The following is a 16,483-nucleotide window of genomic DNA, read 5'->3' as shown; positions in this document are numbered from 1 at the left end:
CCCGTTCGGCTGAGTGAGCGGTACTGGCCCGGCGACCCGGGTAGGGATGCCGGTATGACGTCAGCCGCTGCGCGCCCTTCCACGGCCCGCTTCCCGACGGCCACCTACCGGCTCCAGCTGCAACCGGGGTTCACCCTGCACGACGCCCGCCGGGCGGTGCCGTACCTGGCGGCGCTCGGCGTCTCGCACCTGCACCTGTCGCCGCTGCTGGAGGCCGTACCGGGCTCCACGCACGGCTACGACACGGTCGACCACGGCCGGGTCGCCGAGCAGCTGGGCGGCGAGCCGGCGCTGCGCGAGCTGGCCGAGGCCTGCCACCGGCACGGCCTCGGCCTGATCGCGGACGTGGTGCCCAACCACATGGCGCTGCCGGTGCCCGAACAGCTGAACCGGCCGCTGTGGCAGGTGCTGGCGAACGGCCCGGACGACCCGTTCGCCGCCTGGTTCGACATCGACTGGACGGCTCAGCCGGGCCCGGTCGACGCCCCCGGGCGCGGCCGGCTGCTGCTGCCGCTGCTCGGCGACCGCCTGGGCGCGGAACTCGGCGCGCTGACGGTCGACGGCGAGGTGCTGCGCTACCACGAGCACGAGTTCCCGCTGCGCCCCGGCACCGCGCGGCTGCCGCTGCCGGAGCTGCTGGACCACCAGTGGTACCGCCTCGCCTGGTGGAGACTGGCCGACGAGCAGATCAACTACCGGCGGTTCTTCACCGTCAACGAGCTGATCGCGGTGCGGATGGAAGTCCCCGAGGTGTTCGAGGCGACGCACGCGGTGCTGCTGCGGCTGCACCGCGAGGGCGTCCTGGACGGCTTCCGGATCGACCACCCGGACGGGCTGGCCGACCCGCGCGGCTACCTGCGGCGCCTGGCGGAGGCCACCGGCGGCGCGTACACGGTGGTGGAGAAGATCCTCACCGGCGACGAGCGGCTGCCCGCGGACTGGCCGTGCGCGGGCACCACCGGCTACGACGCGCTGCGCCGGATCGACGGCGTGCTGACCGACCACCTGGGCGCGGAACGGCTGGCGGTCGCCTACCGGCGCGACGTCGGGGACAGGGCGGACGCGGCGGCGTCGGCGCTGATCGGCCGGGCCGAGATGGTCGCGCCGGACGGTGCGCTGTCGGCGGAGACCGACCGGCTGGTGCGCCTGGTGGAGCGGATCTGCGCGGACGGCCCGGAGCTGGCCGACCACTCGCCGCTGGCGGTGCGCCGGGCCCTGGAGGGCCTGCTCACGCAGTACCCGGTGTACCGCCCGTACGTGGTGCCGGGCGAGCCGGCCCCGCCCGAGGCCGCCGAGGCGCTCGCCCCGCCCGAGGGCGCGTCGGACACCGAGCGGCTGGTGCGCCGCCTCGCCCTGGGCGAGCTGGGCCGCTCCCCCGCCAAGGACGAGTTCTGCCACCGGTTCGGGCAGACCGCCTCCGCGGTGGCGGCCAAGGGCGTGGAGGACACCGCGTTCTACCGGTTCAACGCGCTGCTGTCGCTGAACGAGGTCGGCGGCCTCCCCGAGCACCCGGGCGTGCCGCCGGCGGAGTTCCACCGCTGGTGCGAGCGGCAGGAGCGCGACTTCCCGCACGCGATGACGGCGCTGTCCACCCACGACACCAAGCGCAGCGCGGACGCCCGGGCCCGCCTCGCGGTGCTGGCGGAGCTGCCGGAGGCGTGGACGGCGGAGTGCGCGGCGTGGACGGTGGCGGCCGGGCCGTGCCCGGACCGGGCCTCGGCGTGGCTGCTGTGGCAGACCCTGCTGGCGGCCTGGCCGCTGTCCGAGGAGCGGCTGCTCGGCGTGGTGCTGAAGTCGGTGCGGGAGGCGAAGCGCCGCACCTCGTGGACGGCGCCGGACGAGGCGTTCGAGCAGCGGCTCGCCGGGTACGTCCGGGAGGCGCTGGCCAACCCCGGGCTGTGCCCGCGGATCGCCGGGTTCGTCGGCATGCTGGAGCCGTTCGCCCGGGTGAACTCGCTGTCGGCGGCGCTGCTGCACCTGCTGGCGCCGGGCGTGCCGGACGTCTTCCAGGGCGGCGAGGAGCCGCTGTACACGCTGGTCGACCCGGACAACCGGGCGCCGGTCGACCTGGACGCGCTGGCGGCGCGGCTGGCCGACGCGCCCACGCCGCGCCCGGGCGACCTGGCCCGGGAGAAGCTGCACCTGACCGCCGCCGCCCTGCACCTGCGCCGCGAGGGCCCGCTCGGCGCCTGGCACCCGCTGGCGGCGGCGGGCCCGGCGGCCGACCACCTGGTGGCGTTCGCCCGCGGCGGGCGGGTGCTGGGCGCGGCGACCCGGCTGCCGTACGGGCTGCACCGGGCGGGCGGCTGGGGCGGCACCCTGCTGGAGCTGCCGCCGGGCCGCTGGACGGACCGCCTGACGGGCCGGCACTTCACCGGCGGCCCGGTCGAACTGTCGTATCTGTTGCAGCAGTTGCCGGTGGCGCTGCTGGTGGAGGGGGCGTAGATGCGGTACCGGGTGTGGGCGCCGGCGGCGAAGGTCGTCGAGGTGGAGGTCGGGGCGATCCCGTACCTGCTGGAACGCGACCCGGCGCACCCGGGCTGGTGGCACGGGGACGGCCCGGACGGCGACTACGGCTTCCGGCTGAACGGCGGCCCCGCGCTGCCCGATCCGCGCTCGCCCCGCCAGCCGTTCGGCCCGGACGGGCTGAGCCGCCCCGTCGACCACACCGAATTCGCCTGGTCGGAGACCGCCTGGCGGGGCCGCCCGCTGCCGGGCGCGGTGGTGTACGAGCTGCACGTGGGCACCTTCACCGCCGACGGCACCTTCGACGCGGCCGCCGACCGGCTCGACCACCTGGTCGAACTCGGCGTGGACTTCGTCGAGTTGATGCCCGTCTGCCCGTTCCCGGGCCGCCACGGCTGGGGCTACGACGGGGTGTCGCCCTGGGCGGTGCACGAGCCGTACGGCGGCCCGGACGGGCTGAAGCGCTTCGTGGACGCGGCGCACCTGCGCGGCCTCGGCGTGATCCTCGACGTGGTGCACAACCACCTCGGCCCGTCCGGCAACCACCTGCCCCGGTTCGGCCCGTACTTCACCGACCGGCACCGCACCCCGTGGGGCTCGGCGGTCAACCTGGACGCGCCGGGCTCGGACGAGGTCCGGGCGTACCTGATCGGCAGCGCGCTGGCCTGGCTGCGCGACTACCGGATCGACGGGCTGCGGCTGGACGCGGTGCACGCCCTGGCGGACGGCCGGGCGCTGCCGTTCCTGGAGGAACTCTCCGCCGCCGTCGAGGAGTTGGCGGAGGCGACCGGCCGCCCGCTGTTCCTGGTCGCCGAGTCGGACCTGAACGATCCGCGCACCACCGCGCCCCGGCCGGCCGGCGGCCTCGGCCTGACCGCGCAGTGGAGCGACGACTTCCACCACTCCCTGCACGCGCTGCTGACCGGCGAGAGCCAGGGCTACTACGCGGACTTCGCGGCCGACCCGTGGGCGGCCCTCGCCAAGACCCTCACCGGCGGGTTCTTCCACGACGGCAGCCGGTCCTCGTTCCGGGGCCGCTCGCACGGCCGCCCCTTCCCGGCCGGCTACGGGCACCGGCTGCTGGGCTACGCGCAGACCCACGACCAGATCGGCAACCGGGCCACCGGCGACCGCCTGTCCGCGTCGCTGCCGCCCGGCCGGCTGGCCGCCGCGGCGGCCCTCGTCCTGACCTCCCCCTTCACGCCGATGCTGTTCATGGGCGAGGAGTGGGGGGCGTCCACGCCCTGGCAGTACTTCACCGACCACACCGACCCGCAGCTCGCCGAGGCCGTCCGGCAGGGCCGGCGCCGGGAGTTCGCCGAGCACGGGTGGCGCGCCGAGGACGTCCCCGACCCGCAGGACGCCGCCACGGTGCGCGCCTCCACCCTGGACTGGTCCGAGCCGGGCCGCGCCCCGCATGCCGAACTGCTCGCCTGGTACCGGGAGTTGATCAGGCTGCGGCGCGCCGTTCCCGAGCTGGCGGCCGGCGACCTGGCGGCGGTCCGGGTGCGGCACGACGCGGCGGCGGGCTGGCTGGCCGTGCACCGCGGCCATCACCGGGTGCTCGTCCGGCTCGGCGGCCTCGGCGGCGGCCGGCCCCTCGCCGTCCCGTTGGAGGGCGAACTCGCCGCCCTGGAGGCCTCGTTCGGCGAGGTCCGGGCCGGGGCGAACGGGGCGGTGCTGCTCGGGCCGGACGCGGTGGCGGTGGTGCGGACGGCCTGATTCACCACAGGAAGGAAGCGATCCGGGCGTTCAGGTGGGTCGCGTCCAGGCCGTACGCCGCCAGGTGCTCGGGCAGCGACCCGTAGTGCCGGTGCTCGGCCACCGGCACGCCCAACCCGAGGACGCGGTGCGGCAGTTGCTCCAGCGCCAGGTGAGCCTCGCGCTCCGAGGTGCCGGCCAGGTACGGCTCGACCAGCACCACGTCGGCCCGGCCGCCGATCGCCGCCCGCAGGCCCGCCGCGTCGAACGGCCGGACGGTGGCCGCGTACAGCACCGTCACGTCCAGCGTCTCGGTGGCCTCCAGCACCGCGTCCAGCATCGGGCCGACCGCCAGCACCACGCCGCGGGAGCCCTCACGGACCGTCAGGAACCGCCCGGGGACGATCGGCCGGGCCTCCCGGTTCTGCTGCACGGACAGCCGCACGTACTGCAGGCTGTCGCCGGCCGCGACGGCGTGGCGCAGCAGCAGGTCGGCCTCGGCGGGGTGGCCGGGGACGTGCACGCTCCAGTCCGGCAGGGTGTCCAGCAGGGCGACGTCGCCGGGCGCCATGTGGGTGCGCCCGCCGGCCGGCCAGTCGTAGGAGCCGGCCGCGCTCACCAGCACCGCGCCGACGCCCTGGTGGTTCAGGTCCAGCTTCACCTGCTCGAAGGGCCGCTCGATCAGGAAGCTGGCGAAGGTGTGCGCGATCGGCCGCATCCCGGTCAGCGCCAGGCCGCCGGCCACCCCGATCAGCAGCTGTTCGCGGATGCCGACGTTCACCACCCGGTCGGGGTGGGCGCGGGCCGCCTCGGGGAACTGGGCGGCGCCGATGTCGGCCAGCACCAGGGCGGTGCGCGGGTCCTGGTCGAGCAGTTCGGCGGTGGTCAGCGCGAACTGGTCGCGCATGGTGAACTCTTCGGTGGTCATGGCCTGCTGTCTCCGCTCTCGGCTGCTTCAGCTGTTCTTCGGCTCGGTACGGGCCACCACCACGTGCGGGCGGCCGGGGTGCGGGGCGGTGTACGCCCGGTACAGCTCCTCGTGGTCGCGGCCGTCCACGGTGGCCGTCGACCAGCCCTCGCCGGCGAACCGGGCCGCGATGCCGCCGCTCCAGCCGTGCGTGGCCGAGGAGTTGTCGATCACCACGACGTGCAGCCGCTCCAGGCCGTACGCCCCGGCGAACGCCACCGCCTCGTGGTTGCTGCCCTCGTCGAACTCGGCGTCCCCGACCAGCACCCACACCGCCGGCCCGTCCAGGCCCTGCGCCCGCAGGCCCAGCGCGGTGCCCACGGCCAGCGGCAGGCCGTGCCCCAGCGACCCGGAGCCGATCTCCGCGCCGGGCACCAGCAGCCGGTCCGGGTGGTGGCCGAGCGGCGAGTCGTACGACCCGAAGCTGGACAGCAGCTCCACCGGGAAGAAGCCCTTCGCGGCCAGCACCGCGTAGTACGCCATCGGGCCGTGGCCCTTGGACAGCAGGAACCGGTCCCGGTCGGCGGCGTCCACGGTGTCCGGGCCCACCTCGAGCACCCGGTCGTACAGCACCCACAGGGCGTCCAGGGTGGAGGTCGCGGCCGGCGAGTGCTTCTCGTCGCCGGTCATCAGGGAGATCAGGTGCGGCAGGTCGTCGAAACCGCCGGGAGTGCGCGTCGCTTCGCTCGTCATGCCTACGAGCATCCAACTTCAAGTCCGCTTCAGGTCAAGCCCCGCCCGCCGGTAGTCTTCCGGGCCATGACGCCCACCCGGCACGACCGCCTCACCATCGGCCAGCTCGCCGAACGCAGCGGCCTCGCCACCTCCGCGCTGCGCTACTACGAGAGCCTCGGCCTGATCCACGCCGAACGCACCAGCGGCAACCAGCGCCGCTACCCGCGCGCCGCGCTGCGCCGGATCGCCTTCGTCCGGGCCGCCCAGCAGGTCGGCCTCTCGCTGGAGGAGGTCCGCACCGCACTCGCCCGGCTGCCCGTGGACCGCGCGCCCACGCCCCGCGACTGGCACGCCGTGGCCAGCACCTGGCAGCACCGGATCGACCGGCAGATCGCCGAACTGCAACTGATGAAGGCCAAGTTGACGGGCTGCATCGGCTGCGGCTGCCTCTCCATGAGCCGCTGCCAGCTGTACAACGCCGACGACCGCGCCGCCGCCGCCGGACCGGGCGCCCGCTACCTGCTCACCCGCGACCCGGACGACGGGCCCGAACCCGAACCCGCTGTCGGACCGGACCGCTAGCCTGCCCGGAGGGACCGGATTCGGCCATCCGTCGTCGAACCGGTTTCCCCGCCGTCTATGCTGCCCCCGAAAGCGTGTTCCACCGACCCGGGGGCCGGATATGACCGATCATCAGGAGATTTCGCTCGACTGGATGTCCGGCGACCAGAGTCCGCCGCCGTCCTCCGAACTGCGCCCGGAGATCCCGCACCCGGCCCGGATGTACGACTACTACCTCGGCGGCAAGGACAACTTCCCCGCCGACCGGGCCGCCGCCGAGAAGGTGCTGGCGCTCAGCCCGCTGGTGCGGATCAGCGCGCTCGCCAACCGCGCCTTCCTCCAACGCGCGGTGCGCACCCTCGCCGCCGAGCACGGCATCCGCCAGTTCCTCGACATCGGCACCGGCATCCCCTCCGCCGGCAACACCCACGAGATCGCCCAGGCCGTCGACCCCGCCGCCAAGGTCGCCTACCTGGACAACGACCCGATCGTGCTGGTGCACGGCCGGGCCCTGCTGTCCGGCGCGCAGCAGGGCAGCGTCAGCGTCCTGCAGGCCGACCTGCGCGACCCCGGGGCGATCCTCGCCGACCCCGCCGTCCGCGAACTGCTCGACCTCGAACAGCCGGTCGCCGTCCTGCTGTTCGCGATCCTGCACTTCATCGACGACGCCGACGACCCGTTCGCCGTCGTCCGCACCCTGATCGACGCCCTGCCCTCCGGCAGCTTCCTGGCGCTCTCGCACGGCACCGCCGACTTCATCGACAACGCGGAGCACGCCGCGAAGGGCCCCGCCGTGTACCGCAGCGCGACGGCGCAGCTCACCATGCGCAGCCACGCGCAGGTGCTGCGCTTCTTCGACGGCCTGGAACTGCTCGAACCCGGCCTGGTCACCGCGCCCCGGTGGCGCCCCGACCAGGCGCCGCAGGACACCGACAGCCAGGTCGCCATCTGGTCCGGCGTCGCCCGCAAGCCCTGACACCGCCTCAACTGCCGGGCGGCGGCAGTGCGATCATTCTCGCCTCCCTCACCTCTGGAGCCTGCGCCATGACCGCACTGCCGCCGCCCCTGGTCGACCCCTCGTGGCTGGCCGACCGCCTCGCCGACCCGGACCTGGTCGTCCTCGACGCGAGCATCGGCGCCCACCGCCACGCCGCCCGCCGCATCCCCGGCGCCCGGCCGTTCGACCTCGACGGACCGCTCTCCGACCCCGCGTCCCCGCTCCCCCACACCATGCCGTCGGCCGCCGACTTCCAGCGCGAACTGCGCGCCCTCGGCGTCGACGACCGCTCCACCGTGGTGGTCTACGACGGCGCCGGGGTGTACTCCAGCCCCCGCGCCTGGTGGATGCTGCGCGCCATGGGCTTCGACCGCGCGGCCGTCCTGAACGGCGGACTGCCCGCCTGGCAGGCCGCCGGCCACCCCGTCACCGACCGGCAACTCCCCTGTGCCCCCGGCGACTTCACCGCCCGCCCGCGCCCCGGCCTGCTGGTCGACCGCCCCGCCGTGGCCGCCGCCCTGGCCGACCCCGACACCGCCGTCCTGGACGCCCGCTCCCACGACCGCTTCACCGGCGACGCCCCCGAACCCCGCCCCCAGCTGCGCCGCGGCCACCTCCCCGGCTCCACCAGCCTCCCCTTCACCGAACTCCTCACCCCCGACGGCCGCTACCTCCCCCTCCCCGACCTCCACGCCCGCCTCGCCGCCGCCACCGCCGGACGCCCCCACCTCCTCACCACCTGCGGCTCCGGCGTCACCGCCTGCATCCTCGCCTTCGCCGCCCACCTCACCACCCACCCCACCCCCACCGTCTACGACGGCTCCTGGTCCGACTGGGGCCGCCCGGAGACCGACCTGCCGGTGGCCACGGGAGACTGACCGCCCGACACCTCGCGCACACCTCGTCCACGTCGGACAGCCCGGGGACGAGGACGGCGAGCTCGTCCGCGATCCGGGTCAGGTCGAGGTGCGAGGTGCGCAGGTCCAGTCGCCGGTGCTGGCAGTGGGCGAGGGCGGCGAGCGGCTCGGGGAGGCGCTCGCGGCGCAGCCTCGGGGTGTCGCCGACCAGCACCGGAACGACCAGCGCGCCCGCCGCGAACGCCTCGGCGATCTCGCGGCGCGGCCAGTCCTCGGGGTCCTCCACCGCGGGGCGCCCGTCCTCGCCCGGGAGGTCGAGCCAGCGCGGGCCGATCACCGCGAGCAGCACCCGGCAGCCGCGGGCCGCCGCGATCAGCTCCTGCGGGTAGCAGCTGCCGGGCGCGATGGACCTGCCGGCCCGGAACACCCGTTCGCTGCCGAACCGGTAGGACAGCCCGTGGTCCAGCAGTGCCGCGACCGCTTCCTGGTCGCCCGTTCGGTAGTTCACGAAGATCTCGGGCATGGCACGTCGACCTCGTCTCTGCACGCCGGACCCGGGCCGTGCGGCTGCCGGGTCAGCCCCGGCGCTGTTCCAGGTGGTGCCAGAGTTCGTGGACGCGGGTGGTGAGGTGGTCGAGGTCGCCGCTGTTGTCGAGGATCAGGTCGGCGACGGCGAGGCGGTCCTCGCGGGTGGCCTGGGCGGCCATCCGGGCGAGGGCCTCGGATTCGGGCATGCCGCGGAGGGCGGTGAGGCGGCGGAGGCGTTCGGCGTCGGGGACGTCGATGACCACGACCAGGTCGTACAGCGGGGCGAGGCCGTTCTCGGCGAGCAGCGGGACGTCGTGGACGACGATCGCGTCCGGGCCGGCGGCGGCCTCCAGTTCGGCGGACCGGGCGCGCACCAGCGGGTGGACGACGGCGTTGAGCGCGGCGAGGCGGGCCGGGTCGGCGAAGACGATCCGGCCGAGCGCGGGGCGGTCGAGCGAGCCGTCGGGGAGCAGGACGTCGGGCCCGAACTCGGCGACCACCGCGGCCAGTCCGGGCGTCCCGGGGGCGACCACCTCGCGGGCGATCACGTCCGAGTCGACGATCACCGCGCCCAGCGCGGCCAGTTGGCGGGAGACCTCGCTCTTGCCCGCGCCGATGCCGCCCGTCAGTCCGATCCTCAGCATGCCGTCAGGCTACCGGCCCGTACCGGGAGGCCCGAAGGGGCCCGCCCCGGGACGAACGCGGGACGAACTTCACGGGAACTCTCCGACCCCTTCCCCATGGGGCGTCCGGAAAAAGTTGTCCGTACAGGTCTACGGGCCCGATCGGGCCGCTAGGGTGCCGAACACCCGCACTGCCATCGAACGCACCTGCGCCACCTCGAACGATCGGAGCACCACCCCGTGTCCAGCATCTGGCCCGCCGGCCCGCGCCGGGTCCTGGTCGTCGGCATCGACGGCGTCCGTCTCGACCTGCTGCCCGAGCTGCACACCCCGCACCTGGACGGGGTCGCCGCCGCCGGCTTCCTCGCCCCCGTCGAGGTGGACGACGCCACCCCGACCATGTCCGGCCCGTGCTGGGCGACCATCGCCACCGGCGTCGGCGTCGCCAAGCACGGCGTGCTCGGCAACCACTTCGGCGGCCACCGGCTCGACGTCTTCCCCGACTTCACCACCCGCCTGGCCAGGCAGCACCGCCGCCGCACCTTCGCCGTCGGCGGCTGGGAGCCGCTGTTCCTGGCCCGCGACGGCGGCCCGCTGTTCAACGCGCCCGGCCGCCTCTCGTACATCGCGCCGCTGGAGGACACCCCGGAGGCGTGGGAGGTCTGCGACGAGCGGGTCACCGCCGAGGCCGAGTACGTGCTGGCCCGCTCCGACGACGACCCGCAGGCGTCGTTCGTCTACCTCGGCGCGGTCGACGAGACGGCGCACTTCCGCGGCTGCGGCGAGGACTACCGCCGCTCGATCGAGGCCGCCGACGTCCGCCTCGGCCGCCTGCTGGCCGCGCTGCGCGAGCGCTCCACGTACGCCGCCGAGGAGTGGACGGTCGTCGTGGTCACCGACCACGGCCACGTCGACGCGGGCGGCCACGGCGGCCGCAGCGCGCTGGAGCGCACCGCGTGGATCGCCGCGTTCGGCCCCGGCATCACCCCGGGCGCACCCGTCGGCCCGCTGCACCACACCGACGTCGCGGCACACGTGTACGCGGCGCTGGAGATCGTCCCCGACCCGCACTGGACGCTCGACGGCCGCCCGTTCACCGCCGCCGCCCCTGCGCTCTGACCGTCCGTCAGGCCAGGTCGACCGATTCGCCGGCGGCGAGCATCCGGTACGCCACGCCGCCGGTGCCGGGCCCCTGCGGGCCGAGCAGCCGCCCGTGCACGGCCTGCCCGGCCTCGCTGAGCGTCGCCTCGTGGATCCCCACCGCCTGCCGGGGGCGGGCGTCGCGCAGGTAGTCCACCAGTTCGCCGACCTTCACCCAGGGCGCGCCGACCGGCAGCAGCAGCGTGTCGACGGTGTCCGGCGGGACGGTCAGCGCGTCGCCCGGGTGAAACACCCGGCCGCCGAGCAGGAACCCGATGTTGGGGATCCGCTCGATGTCCGGGTGGATCTCCGCGTGCCACTCGCCGTGCACCGTCACCGGCAGCCCGTCCAGTTCGAACGCGTCGCCCTCGCCGACCACCGTGACGCGCGCCCCGATGCCGTCCAGCTGCCGGGCCACCGAGCGGTTGGTGAACACCCGCAGGCCCGGGTTGGCCTCGACGGCGGCCCGCACCTGCGGCTCGGTGAAGTGGTCGGCGTGCTCGTGGGTGATCAGCAGGGCGCTCACGTCCCGCACCGCCTCGGGGCCGGTGAACATGCCGGGATCGATCAGCACCGCCCCTTCCGCGTGCTCGATCCGGACGCAGGCATGGCCGAACTTCGTCAGTCGCATACCGCCAGACTAAGGCGCACCCACCAGGCCCGGCCGCTTCGGAAGGCGCGGCGCGGGCACCGCCGGGGGCGGCAGCGGCGGCAGTTCGACGTGCTCGCTGAGGCCGATGATCCGGTGCAGGCGGCGCAGCGGGGCGGGCGCCCACCAGTTGAGCCGGCCGAACAGCGACATGGTGGCGGGCACCAGCAGGGTGCGCACCAGGGTGGCGTCCACCGCGACGGCGATGGCCAGTGCGATGCCCATCTGCTTGACCATGAGCATCTGCCCGGCGGCGAACCCGGCGAACACGATCACCATCAGCAGCCCGGCCGAGGTGATGATCCGACCGCTGCGCTGCAGTCCGAGCTCCACCGACCGCAGGCAGCCGTGGCCCTGGTCGTGCAGCTCCTTGATCCGGGACAGCAGGAACACCTCGTAGTCCATCGACAGCCCGAACGCGAACGCGAACACCAGCACCGGGATCATCGTCTCCAGGCCGCCGGTCGGGGTGAACCCGAGCAGTCCGCTGAAGTACCCGTGCTGGAACACCAGGGTGAGCGCCCCCAGCGACGCGCCCAGCGACAGCACGTTCATCAGCAGCGCCTTCACCGGCAGCACCACCGACCCGGTCATCATGAACAGCAGCAGCAGCGTCCCCGCCGCGACCAGCCCCACCGCCCACGGGCCGCGCGAGGCGATCTCGTGGTGGAAGTCCACCAGCGACGCCGCGTCCCCCGTCACGTACGTCTCCAGGCCGCCCCGGTGCTCGCGCAGCTCGGCGACCACCCGCTTGGCCTCCGCGCCCTGCGGGTCGCCCTTCACCAGGACGTCCACGGTCTGCACGCCGTCCGAGACGGGGGTGACGGCCCGCACTCCCGACACGCCCGGCAGCCCCGCCACCACGGTGTCCGCGTAGCTCTGCGCCTGCTGCGGCGTACCCTCGACGACCACCTGCACCGGGGCCGGGGCCTGCGCCGGGAAACGTTCCTGCACGGCCTCGGCGACCTGCCGGGACGCGAAACTCTTCGGCAGCACGTCGGCGCCCGAGTTGCGGAAGTGCGACCCCAGGAACGGCGCGCCCGCCGCGAGCAGCAGCGCCACGCACGCCAGCATCACCGGCACCGCCCGCCGCTGCACCCGGCGCACCGTCCGCGAGAAGAACCCCTCGTCCGGGACGGGCGTGCTCGGCGCCTTGATCCGCCGCCCCATGAAACCCAGCAGCGCCGGCACCAGCGTCAGCGCCGCCGCCACCGCGATCACCACCACGCTCACCCCGGCCGCCGCGACCGCCCGGAACACCGGGCTGGTGAAGACGAACAGGCCGCTCAGCGCGACCGCCACCGTCAACCCCGAGAACGTCACCGTCCGGCCGGCCGTCGCCGACGTCCGCTCCACCGCCTGCGCGATCGTCGCGCCCAGACCGCGCTCCTCACGGAACCGGTTCACCATCAGCAGCGCGTAGTCGATCGACAGACCCAGCCCCAGCACCGTCGCGATCGGCAGCACGCTGGTGTCGATGTCCATGATCCGGCTGAACCCGAACATCGCCAGCAGCGCCCCGCCCACCGACGCCACCGCCCCGATCCCCGGCAGCCCGGCCGCGGCCAGCCCGCCGAACACCAGCACCATCACGATCAGGGTGAGCGGCAGCGTCACGATCTCCCCGAACCGGGTGTCCCTCGCGGTCTGCTCCTTCACCTCCTGCTGCAGCACCAGGTCGCCGCCGACCACGGTGTGCGCCCCGTCCGCGGTGATCTGCTCCAGCCGGTCCGTCACCGCCGTCAGCTGCTTCGCCGACGCCCCGTCCGCCATCCGCACGTTCACCAGCGACGCCCGGCCGTCGCCCGCGCTCAGCTGTCCCCCGGTCGAGTACGTGTCCGCCACCGAGAGGACGCCCGGCAGCTTCGCCACCTCCGAACTCGCCTGCTGGACGGCCGCCTTCACCCCGTCGCTGCCCACCTGCGGCCCGTCCACCACCGCCGTCACGGTCCCCTGCGCCGGATCCGCGGCCTGCACGACCGCCGTCCCCCGAGCCGACTCCGACCCGCCGCCGCCCGTCCCCGCGACCGACCCCTCGAACACCCGCCCGCCGATCAGCACCCCCGCCGCGAGCACCAGCGCCCAGAACCCCAGCACCCAGCGCCGATGCCGAAAACACGCTCGCCCGAGCCCGGCCAACCGACCGGACACCTGGGGAACCTGGACCTCTGCTGCGGTGGAGCGGGAGCTGCGCATGCGGGGAGCCTTTCGGACAAACTCACCCCAAGGTATGCGTGCCACCCCGAACGTCCTATAGCCGGACGATGAGCCTCATCTCACAATTCCCTTCACATAAACGCCACTTAAGCTCCTCCACTCCCACCCAGCCGCAGCGCAGAGGGCGCGCTGCGCAGCGCAAGGCAAGCACGTGGCGTTCCGACCGCCCGGCGCACCATCTGCCGGTGGCTGGGCGCAAAAACAGGAACCCCCTGCCCAGGGAAAGCCTGGGCAGGGGGTTCCTGTTGAGTCAGCTACTCAGCGAGAGCGAGCTTTCAGCTCTGGCCGCCGGCCAGCTTCTCGCGCAGAGCGGCCAGGGCCTCGTCGGACGCCAGCGCGCCCGAGCCCTCGTCGCTGCTGGAGGAGTACGAGCCGCCACCGGACACCGGGGCCTCCTCGCCGGCCTCGGCGGCAGCAGCCGCGTCCGCCTCGCGGGACTTGATGACCTGGGCCTGGTGCTGCTCGAAGCGGGCCTGGGCCTCGGCGTACTGCCGCTCCCACTCCTCGCGCTGCTTCTCGAAGCCGGGCAGCCAGTCGTTCGCCTCGGGGTCGAAGCCCTCCGGGTAGATGTAGTTGCCCTGGTCGTCGTACGAGGCAGCCATGCCGTACAGGGTCGGGTCGAACTCGACCGACGCCGGGTCGGCACCGAGGGACTCGTTGGCCTGCTTCAGCGAGAGGCTGATGCGACGACGCTCGAGGTCGATGTCGATGACCTTGACGAAGATCTCGTCGCCGACCTGGACGACCTGCTCCGGGATCTCGACGTGGCGCTCGGCCAGCTCGGAGATGTGGACCAGGCCCTCGATGCCCTCGTCCACGCGGACGAACGCACCGAACGGAACCAGCTTGGTGACCTTACCCGGCACGACCTGGGAGATCTGGTGCGTGCGGGCGAACTGCTGCCACGGGTCCTCCTGGGTCGCCTTCAGCGACAGGGAGACACGCTCGCGGTCCATGTCGACGTCGAGAACCTCGACGGTGACCTCCTGGCCGACCTCGACAACCTCGTTCGGGTGGTCGATGTGCTTCCAGGACAGCTCGGAGACGTGAACCAGACCGTCGACGCCGCCGAGGTCCACGAACGCACCGAAGTTGACGATCGAGGAGACGACGCCGGAGCGGACCTGGCCCTTCTGCAGGGTGGTGAGGAAGGTCTGGCGGACCTCGCTCTGGGTCTGCTCGAGCCAGGCACGGCGGGACAGGACCACGTTGTTGCGGTTCTTGTCCAGCTCGATGATCTTCGCCTCGAGCTCCTTGCCCACGTAGGGCTGGAGGTCGCGGACGCGACGCATCTCGACCAGCGAGGCCGGGAGGAAGCCGCGGAGGCCGATGTCGAGGATGAGACCACCCTTGACGACCTCGATGACGGTACCGGTGACGATGCCGTCCTCTTCCTTGATCTTCTCGATCGTGCCCCAGGCACGCTCGTACTGAGCGCGCTTCTTGGACAGGATCAGGCGACCCTCCTTGTCCTCCTTCTGGAGAACCAGGGCCTCGATGTTGTCGCCAACAGCGACAACCTCGTGGGGGTCGACGTCGTGCTTGATCGAGAGCTCACGGGACGGGATGACACCCTCGGTCTTGTAACCGATGTCGAGGAGCACCTCGTCACGGTCGACCTTCACGATGACGCCCTCAACGATGTCGCCGTCGTTGAAGTACTTGATGGTCTCGTCGATGGCGGCGAGGAAGGCCTCGGCGTCGCCGATGTCGTTGACCGCAACCTGCGGGGTGGTGCTGACAGAGGTGTCGGTGGGGCTCGTCATTAGGAAAAGGGCTCCGGTACGGACATGAAGTCGTAGTAATGCCACGCGGAGGGCCCTGATCGCTCCCACCGAAAGCCGTACAGGCCAGAAAACGGCCACCGAATTGATTCCATCGACCGGAATCCCGATGCCCGTCTGACGACCGTGGGGTCTTCGACAGATGCGAGCGCGACCTGCTCCGTCCGAGGCGCGCAGGCCCGCAGCGCAACTTGTAGCATACGGGGACACCCGGACACGGTCAATGCCGAAGTCGGCGAGACCGGTAGAGGCCGGGACGGATCAGGCCATATTCTCCGAAGGCGCACCTCGCGGCGGCTCGAACACCGGCCCTACCCCGGATGCCACGGCCCGACCCGGTCCCGTCAAGGACCGACTCCGCGGCAGTGGCGCTTCCGCGTTCCATAGCCTACGTGACGGATTCCATGAACCACTCCACCACCCCCGGTCCCATCGAGCCCGGCGACTACGACCCTGCCGGGTACGACGTCCCGAGCACCTACCACGTCGAGTCCGAGCAGGACGACGACGGCGACGAGGCGCTCCGCCGGGAGGCCGGTGAGCAGGAGTCGAGCCGGGCGAGTCGGCACTGGTGGGACCGGAACGCGGACGAGTACCAGGACGAGCACGGCGAGTTCCTCGGGGACGACCGGTTCACCTGGTGCCCGGAGGGCGTGGACGAGGCCGAGGTGCGGCTGCTCGGCGAGCCGGCGGGCCTGAAGGGCGCGGACGTGCTGGAGATCGGCTCGGGCGCCGCCCAGTGCTCGCGCTGGCTGGCCGCGCAGGGCGCCCGGCCGGTGGCGCTGGACATCTCCTACCGGCAGTTGCAGCACTCGCGGCGGATCGACCTGGGCCGCGGCCTGGAGCCGGTCGCGGTGGTGCAGGCGGACGCCGCGACGCTGCCGTTCGCGGACGGCTCGTTCGACCACGCGTGCTCGGCGTACGGCGCGGTGCCGTTCAGCGCGGACACCTCGCGGCTGATGCGCGAGGTCCACCGGGTGCTGCGGCCGGGCGGGCGGTGGGTGTTCTCGGTGACCCACCCGATCCGCTGGGCGTTCCCGGACGAGCCGGGCGAGGAGGGCCTGACGGCGTCCTCCTCGTACTTCGACCGCACGCCGTACGTGGAGCAGGACGAGCAGGGCGTGGCGACGTACGTCGAGCACCACCGGACGGTGGGCGACCGGGTGCGGGAGCTGGTCGGGGCCGGGTTCGTGCTGCTGGACCTGATCGAGCCGGAGTGGCCGGAGGAGCTGGAGCAGGAGTGGGGCGGCTGGAGCCCGCTGCGCGGCGCGCACATCCCCGGGACGGCGATCTTCGTCGCCCGCCGGGACGGCTGACG

The 16,483-nt window shown here is 73.5% G+C and carries 14 protein-coding genes; 7 read left to right on the top strand and 7 right to left on the bottom strand.

Features of this window, described 5'->3' with window-relative positions; genetic code table 11:
- The first annotated feature begins 54 nt into the window (after window positions 1-54).
- Together treY and treZ are read left to right on the top strand one after the other, a co-directional pair.
- Window positions 55-2,445, top strand: coding sequence for a malto-oligosyltrehalose synthase (gene treY / locus ACIQF6_RS16905; protein WP_400895275.1), 2,391 nt, complete (start codon window positions 55-57; stop codon window positions 2,443-2,445).
- Window positions 2,446-4,188: a malto-oligosyltrehalose trehalohydrolase gene (treZ, locus tag ACIQF6_RS16900; protein ID WP_400895273.1), complete on the top strand. Its 1,743-nt coding sequence runs from the start codon at window positions 2,446-2,448 to the stop codon at window positions 4,186-4,188.
- A gap of 1 nt (window position 4,189) precedes the next feature.
- On the opposite strand, the gene ACIQF6_RS16895 is transcribed toward treZ, so the two are convergent.
- Together ACIQF6_RS16895 and ACIQF6_RS16890 are read right to left on the bottom strand one after the other, a co-directional pair.
- On the bottom strand, window positions 4,190-5,095 hold the full coding sequence (locus ACIQF6_RS16895; RefSeq protein ID WP_400895271.1) for a transketolase family protein: 906 nt from the start codon (window positions 5,093-5,095) through the stop codon (window positions 4,190-4,192).
- A gap of 27 nt (window positions 5,096-5,122) precedes the next feature.
- A complete protein-coding gene (locus tag ACIQF6_RS16890) occupies window positions 5,123-5,827 on the bottom strand; it encodes a thiamine pyrophosphate-dependent enzyme (protein WP_400895269.1) in 705 nt (234 codons plus the stop codon).
- Between the two features lie 66 nt (window positions 5,828-5,893).
- On the opposite strand from ACIQF6_RS16890, the gene soxR reads away from it, so the two are divergent.
- From soxR to ACIQF6_RS16875, 3 genes are all read left to right on the top strand, one after another.
- Window positions 5,894-6,391: a redox-sensitive transcriptional activator SoxR gene (gene soxR, locus ACIQF6_RS16885; protein ID WP_400895267.1), complete on the top strand. Its 498-nt coding sequence runs from the start codon at window positions 5,894-5,896 to the stop codon at window positions 6,389-6,391.
- A gap of 100 nt (window positions 6,392-6,491) precedes the next feature.
- Window positions 6,492-7,346, top strand: coding sequence for an SAM-dependent methyltransferase (locus ACIQF6_RS16880; protein WP_400895264.1), 855 nt, complete (start codon window positions 6,492-6,494; stop codon window positions 7,344-7,346).
- A 68-nt stretch (window positions 7,347-7,414) separates the two neighbouring features.
- Window positions 7,415-8,245, top strand: coding sequence for a sulfurtransferase (locus tag ACIQF6_RS16875; RefSeq protein ID WP_400895262.1), 831 nt, complete (start codon window positions 7,415-7,417; stop codon window positions 8,243-8,245).
- Here the strand turns inward: ACIQF6_RS16875 and ACIQF6_RS16870 are convergent.
- Window positions 8,154-8,747: a TIR domain-containing protein gene (locus ACIQF6_RS16870; RefSeq protein ID WP_400895259.1), complete on the bottom strand. Its 594-nt coding sequence runs from the start codon at window positions 8,745-8,747 to the stop codon at window positions 8,154-8,156. The genes ACIQF6_RS16875 and ACIQF6_RS16870 overlap by 92 nt on opposite strands.
- Before the next feature lie 52 nt (window positions 8,748-8,799).
- Complete coding sequence (gene coaE / locus ACIQF6_RS16865) at window positions 8,800-9,396, bottom strand: dephospho-CoA kinase (protein ID WP_400895255.1); 597 nt, start codon at window positions 9,394-9,396, stop codon at window positions 8,800-8,802.
- 219 nt (window positions 9,397-9,615) lie between these two features.
- Here coaE and ACIQF6_RS16860 point away from each other — a divergent pair, with 219 nt between their 5' ends.
- Window positions 9,616-10,494: an alkaline phosphatase family protein gene (locus ACIQF6_RS16860; protein WP_400895252.1), complete on the top strand. Its 879-nt coding sequence runs from the start codon at window positions 9,616-9,618 to the stop codon at window positions 10,492-10,494.
- Window positions 10,495-10,501: 7 nt separating this feature from the next.
- Here the strand turns inward: ACIQF6_RS16860 and ACIQF6_RS16855 are convergent, their stop codons facing one another.
- The 3 genes from ACIQF6_RS16855 to rpsA all read right to left on the bottom strand — a co-directional run bounded on the left by ACIQF6_RS16855 (window position 10,502) and on the right by rpsA (window position 15,147).
- Complete coding sequence (locus ACIQF6_RS16855; RefSeq protein ID WP_400895249.1) at window positions 10,502-11,146, bottom strand: MBL fold metallo-hydrolase; 645 nt, start codon at window positions 11,144-11,146, stop codon at window positions 10,502-10,504.
- Between the two features lie 9 nt (window positions 11,147-11,155).
- Complete coding sequence (locus tag ACIQF6_RS16850) at window positions 11,156-13,360, bottom strand: MMPL family transporter (RefSeq protein ID WP_400895247.1); 2,205 nt, start codon at window positions 13,358-13,360, stop codon at window positions 11,156-11,158.
- Window positions 13,361-13,656: 296 nt separating this feature from the next.
- Entirely contained in the window at window positions 13,657-15,147 is a 1,491-nt protein-coding gene (rpsA, locus tag ACIQF6_RS16845) for a 30S ribosomal protein S1 (RefSeq protein ID WP_043913368.1), read from the bottom strand.
- A 410-nt stretch (window positions 15,148-15,557) separates the two neighbouring features.
- Here rpsA and ACIQF6_RS16840 point away from each other — a divergent pair, with 410 nt between their 5' ends.
- Complete coding sequence (locus ACIQF6_RS16840; RefSeq protein WP_400895243.1) at window positions 15,558-16,481, top strand: class I SAM-dependent methyltransferase; 924 nt, start codon at window positions 15,558-15,560, stop codon at window positions 16,479-16,481.
- The last annotated feature ends 2 nt before the right edge of the window (window positions 16,482-16,483 follow it).

The sequence above is a fragment of the Kitasatospora sp. NPDC092948 genome (assembly GCF_044754805.1).
Classification (GTDB): domain Bacteria; phylum Actinomycetota; class Actinomycetes; order Streptomycetales; family Streptomycetaceae; genus Kitasatospora.
The sequence above is the reverse complement of the archived record's forward strand: the minus strand, read 5'-3'. Positions and strand labels throughout refer to the sequence as shown.